Below are 5,225 nucleotides of genomic sequence, written 5' to 3'. Positions count from 1 at the left end.
CGTATGGGTCGATGACGGATTCGGGGACTGCCGAGCGTTTCCCGTCCGCGTACGTCCCCCGGAGCTGCGGAGAAATAAAAATGCTGTCCGCGCAGTGAAAACAATTACGGAAAACAAGCATACGAACAAGCTTGAACATATCGAAAACGGATTCGCTTTGGGCCGTTTTCTCTTTCAAGAAAAAGCGGCTCGAAACATTTCGGGCGACCTTCATATACAGGGAACGCTGCGTACAGAGATTCGATAAACACGAAAGTCTTTGAAGAAGAGAGGGAGGGGTTTTGGGAGGGGGAGGGGAAACTTTCTGAAGAAAGTTTCCCCTCCCCCTCCCAAATTTTTCTACCTTCCGTCGATAAGGCGCATGTCCTCGGGCGCGGAGGCTTCGACGGTGTAGTCGATGACGCTCTTGCCGGAAGCGGGCACGGTGAGATTCCACGTGTTGACGTGATCCTTCACAACCGGAGCGGGCTTGGCGACGACCTTCACCTCGATGGCGCTGTCGCCGATCTGCGGTTCGGGATCTTCCACGCGCACGGCAACGGGCTGCGTATGGCTGTTGGTTACCTCAATCGTCCACTTCCAGTCGCGGGTCTGACGCTTGCCCACAAAGCCCTTGCTGCCGCTCTGGCGGAGATCCTGCTTCATGTCCACCGTCACACGGGAATCCCTGCCGAAGAACATATCCTCGTGATCCCCTGACAGCGCAAACGTTCCCGCCCCCACGGGCAGCCCGTCCACCGAATACTGGGCCGGGCCATGCGGCCAGTCCACGGCTTCGGGCAAACGAACCTCGGCCATCAGCCACGCCGCCTTGCCGCCGTAGCCGGGGCGGGCCAAGCGGACGAACGACGCCTTCCAGTCACCCCGCGCCAACTCGAACAGCACGGGCCGACCGGCGGGAACCGTGCGCGTCCCCAAGTCCCACGCCGCGAACGTCGCCATTTCACGGACATCTACGGGCGGAGCCGCCTTCATCATCATATTGGGGGCCGCGTCCATCGCCGCCTGCTCCATGACGGGGCTCGCGGCGAGCGCCCGGGGCATATGCTCCACCTTCCGCAACGTCCAGTTCGGCAGGCTGCCCGGCTGCAATCCGCTGCCCGGATCGGCGGAAGCCAGCGTAAGATGCACACCCTTCCAGTCCTGCCCCGTCGCCTGCCGGATTTCCGCCTGCTGCACGAAACGCACCAAGCCCTTTTCCGGCTCCGCATCGAACCGGTAGGCCGGAAACCAGCCGCATCCGGACAGCATGTACGAATAGCGTACCCGGACATTTCCGGAGAGATCGCCGACCTGCGCCTCGACCTGGGTGCCCGTCGCCGCATCGCCGTATTCGGACAAGGCCTGCTCAAGGCGCGCCACGCCTTCCCGCGCTTCCTTGACCTGCGGCTCCAGTGCTGCGGCCTGCACATACAACGCCTTGAGGCGTTCCGGCATAGCCGCATCCAGCTTTTCCATCTCCGCCATCGAAACCTCTTGCGCCGGCGCGCCTTTGCTCCACAGCGAGATCCGCGCCGCCACCGCTGCGGCTTCGCCTTCCAGCCCCGCCGCATGTGCACGCGCTTCGGCCAAATCCTGACGCAACGCCGCTACGGTCTCGCTGTCCGCCACCAGAACCGGGATTGCCCGGCGGCTGATGACTTCGCCTTTATCCAAGGAAATAACGAGAGACTCCAAGTCAGTACCCGCAGGAACCACAAAAGTCACCGCCCCGTTCTTCACGGGCAGCGTATCGTCAACCTGCACCTGCGCGCTCGAAGGATACAGCACAATATCCATCGCCGGAGCCGCAGCCGCGACACCGGACAGACACCACATCAAAGCCGCCAACAACACCAGACGGTTTCGCATCACTACCTCACTTTGCAGCTCAAACAAAAAAAGGGGCCTTTCAGCCACCTCCCCAAACACCTTTCCATTTCCATATCCCAACGGGGAGGTGATTCAGTTTCTCCGAACTCCCTTGAAAAAGCCATGACAATCTCACGCGTTTCCGAGCCCATCCCCCCAGCGCCCACAAAAAACGCCTCCCGCGACCAGCACAGGAGGCGTTTGCACATGCAATCTTTTCTGCGTCAGGGGCAATCCCCACACAGAGATCCAGTACGCGAAAAGTCTTTTTGGGAGGGCTGTACCCCTCGCCACCAATTTTGGGGGAGGGAGAGCCTTCTTCGGAACGCTCTCCCCTTCCCAAAACCGCTTTCACTAGTTCTCGTTCGCGCCGCAGCACTTCTTGTACTTCTTGCCGCTGCCGCAGGGACAGGGATCGTTGCGGCCCGGCTTGTTCTCGGCTTTGGCCTGAGCGGGAGCCCCGAGCAGGTCTTCGGGTTCGTTGGAGTAGGAAAGCTGCTGCGGCTGCTCCTTGTGCTGGAACATCGGTTCCGGCTCGGGCGCGGCGACAACTTCTTCCGCAACTTCCGTGGGGCGCTGCTCCACGCGCACGCGGGTAAGGGCGCGGAACGCTCCCTCACGGATGTGCACAAGCAGTTCCTGGAACATGTTGAAGCCTTCACGCTTGTACTCCAGCTTGGGATCGCGCTGGCCGTAGCCGCGCAGGCCGATGCCGTCGCGCAGGAAGTCCATGTTGCGGAGGTGTTCCTTCCAGCCGCGATCCAGTTCCTCAAGCAGGAAGTAACGCAGCAGGTCCGCGTACAGCGGCCCGGCCTCTTCCCGCAACTGGGCCATGATGGACTGCACCAGTTCCTGCGCCTCTTCACGGGTCGGCAGGGGCGCATCGCCGGGCAGCACGCGGTCGATGTTCATGACCTCGGACAGGCGGGCGCGCACGGGCTTTTCATCTTCGATGTCGCGTGCGGCCTTGGAAACTTCGAGCCCGGCATACATATCGTCCAGCAGATCGGACAAATACTCGTTCAGGATGGGCTCAAGATCCGGCTCCTGCATCAGATCCCGGCGCAGGCTGTAGATGACGGTACGCTGCTGGTTCATGACGTTGTCATAGTCCAGCAGGGTCTTACGGATTTCAAAGTGATGGCCTTCCACGCGCTTCTGGGCATTCTCGATGGCGCGGGAAACCATGTTGTTCTCGATGGGCTCGCCTTCCTGCATCCCGAGTTTCTGCATGAGCCCGGAAAGACGGTCGGAACCGAACAGGCGCATGAGATCGTCTTCGAGCGACAGATAGAAGCGCGAGGAGCCCGGATCGCCCTGACGGCCGGAACGGCCGCGCAACTGATTGTCGATACGGCGGCTCTCGTGGCGTTCGGTGCCGAGGATGTGCAGGCCGCCGAGTTCGACGACGCCTTCCCCGAGCTTGATGTCCGTACCGCGGCCCGCCATGTTGGTGGCGATGGTCACCTTGCCGGCCTGACCGGCCTGCGCGACGATTTCGGCTTCCTGCGCGTGGTGCTTGGCGTTGAGCACGCTGTGCGGCACGTCTTCGCGTTTCAGAAGCTGCGAAATGAGTTCGGACGTTTCGATGGAAATCGTACCCACCAGCACGGGCTGGCCCGTGGCGTGCAGTTCCTTGATGGCCTGAATGATGGCCTGCATCTTTTCACGCCGCGTCCGGTAGATGAGGTCCGGCATGTCCTTGCGGACCATGGGGCGGTTCGGCGGAATGGTGGACACTTCCAGACCGTAGATCTGGGCGAATTCCACGGCTTCGGTGTCGGCCGTGCCGGTCATGCCCGACAGCTTGTCATACATGCGGAAATAGTTCTGGAACGTGATGCTGGCGAGGGTCTGGTTCTCGGCGGCGACGGTGACGTGTTCCTTGGCTTCGAGAGCCTGATGCAGGCCGTCGCTGAACCGGCGTCCGGCCATGAGGCGGCCCGTGAATTCGTCGACGATGACGACCTGATCGTCCTTCACGATGTAGTCGACGTCGCGACGGAATACGGTGTGCGCCTTGAGGGACTGCAACACATGGTGCTGCGCGGTGATGTTGGCGGTGTCATAGAGGTTCTCGATGCCGAGCTGTTCTTCCACGTACAGCACGCCTTCGTCGGTGAGCGACGCGGTTTTGCCCTTCTCGTCGACCGTGTAGTGCTTTTCCTTTTCGAGGGTACGGACAACTTCGTCCACCTTCTGATACAGATCGGTGGATTCGTCGGACGCGCCGGAGATGATGAGCGGCGTACGGGCTTCGTCGATCAGGATGGAGTCCACTTCGTCGACGATGGCGTAATGGTGGCCGCGCTGCACCAGCTGCTCGGCGTAAAATTTCATGTTGTCGCGCAGGTAGTCGAAGCCGAACTCGTTGTTCGTGCCGTAGGTGATATCCGCGCCGTACGCTTCCTTGCGCTGTTCGTCGCTCAGGCCCGCGACGATGACGCCCACGGAAAGGCCGAGAAAGTTGTACAGCCGGCCCATCCATTCGGCGTCACGCTTGGCGAGGTAGTCGTTGACGGTAACGACGTGGACGCCCTTGCCTTCCAGCGAGTTCAGGATGACGGCGAGAGTGGCGACGAGGGTCTTGCCTTCGCCGGTTTTCATTTCAGCAATCTTGCCGTTGTGCAAAGCCATCGCGCCGAGCAGCTGCACATCGTAATGCCGCATACCGAGCACGCGGGTACTGGCCTCGCGGACCAGGGCGAACACTTCGGGGAGAACGGCATCCAGATCCTTTTCCCCGTTTTGCACCTGTTCCCTATAGACGGCCAAGCGCTGCGGCAGTTCCTCATCCGCAAGGGCCTGCATTTCGGGCTCAAGCGCATTGATTTTAGCCACCAGCGGCCTGAGTTTTTTCAGAAAACGATCGTTTTTACTACCGAAAATCTTGCGTACGAGGAAACCTATCATGAAAACTCCCGAAAAAGAGGATACACGGCGAGCACCGCATCCCTCAACTAATAAGACATGCTTCACCGATTGGCAAATGACGACAACAGGGTTTTCTTTATAACAGAAAGGGAAGGCTGTCTTTCCACAGGAAAAAACGCCTTCCCAAAAGTCTCTGTGCCTTGCCCTCGCTCCCGTGTTTGTGGAGCCTCTCCTTATGAAGAGGATGAATCGGGGGACGACGCTTTTTGAAAAAAGTGCCCTCCCCTGTGCCCCTCCAGCAAAACTTCGACGGGTGGGGCGGCTGCAGGAAAGGAGTTCAGGAGGAAACGAGGCAGCGCAGCAATCCCCCGCACTCAGCCCGTGCCCCCCCGCAGACATTAACGTTTCTTCATCCGGCCCCGCCCGGCATACAACGCCGCGCCTGACGCCGGTTACAAAAGTCTTTGGAAGATGAGGGGGAGGGGTGTGGGGGAGGGGGA

General features: G+C 60.4%; 3 protein-coding genes. 1 reads left to right on the top strand and 2 read right to left on the bottom strand.

All coding sequences use genetic code 11. From position 1 onward, the window contains the following. Window positions 1-247 (top strand): hypothetical protein (locus tag HMPREF0178_RS22715; RefSeq protein WP_232281336.1); only part of this gene is annotated, 247 nt, incomplete at its 5' end. A 92-nt stretch (window positions 248-339) separates the two neighbouring features. Here the strand turns inward: HMPREF0178_RS22715 and HMPREF0178_RS19260 are convergent. Together HMPREF0178_RS19260 and secA are read right to left on the bottom strand one after the other, a co-directional pair. Then, on the bottom strand, window positions 340-1,851 hold the full coding sequence (locus HMPREF0178_RS19260; RefSeq protein WP_009369218.1) for a DUF4139 domain-containing protein: 1,512 nt from the start codon (window positions 1,849-1,851) through the stop codon (window positions 340-342). A 354-nt stretch (window positions 1,852-2,205) separates the two neighbouring features. After that, window positions 2,206-4,764 carry a preprotein translocase subunit SecA gene (gene secA / locus HMPREF0178_RS19255; protein ID WP_009369217.1) on the bottom strand — a complete coding sequence of 853 codons (2,559 nt, stop codon included), beginning with the start codon at window positions 4,762-4,764 and terminating at the stop codon, window positions 2,206-2,208. Window positions 4,765-5,225: the final 461 nt, after the last annotated feature.

This window comes from Bilophila sp. 4_1_30 (assembly GCF_000224655.1).
GTDB classification, from domain to species: domain Bacteria; phylum Desulfobacterota; class Desulfovibrionia; order Desulfovibrionales; family Desulfovibrionaceae; genus Bilophila; species Bilophila wadsworthia.
Note: the sequence above shows the minus strand (reverse complement) of the source record. Positions and strands in the feature narration are given on the sequence as shown.

Coding starts and splice junctions, on each gene's coding strand:
- HMPREF0178_RS19260 (WP_009369218.1), bottom strand. CDS start 1,851: ATGCGAAACCGTCTGGTGTTGTTGGCGGCTTTGATGTGGTGTCTGTCC.
- secA (WP_009369217.1), bottom strand. CDS start 4,764: ATGATAGGTTTCCTCGTACGCAAGATTTTCGGTAGTAAAAACGATCGT.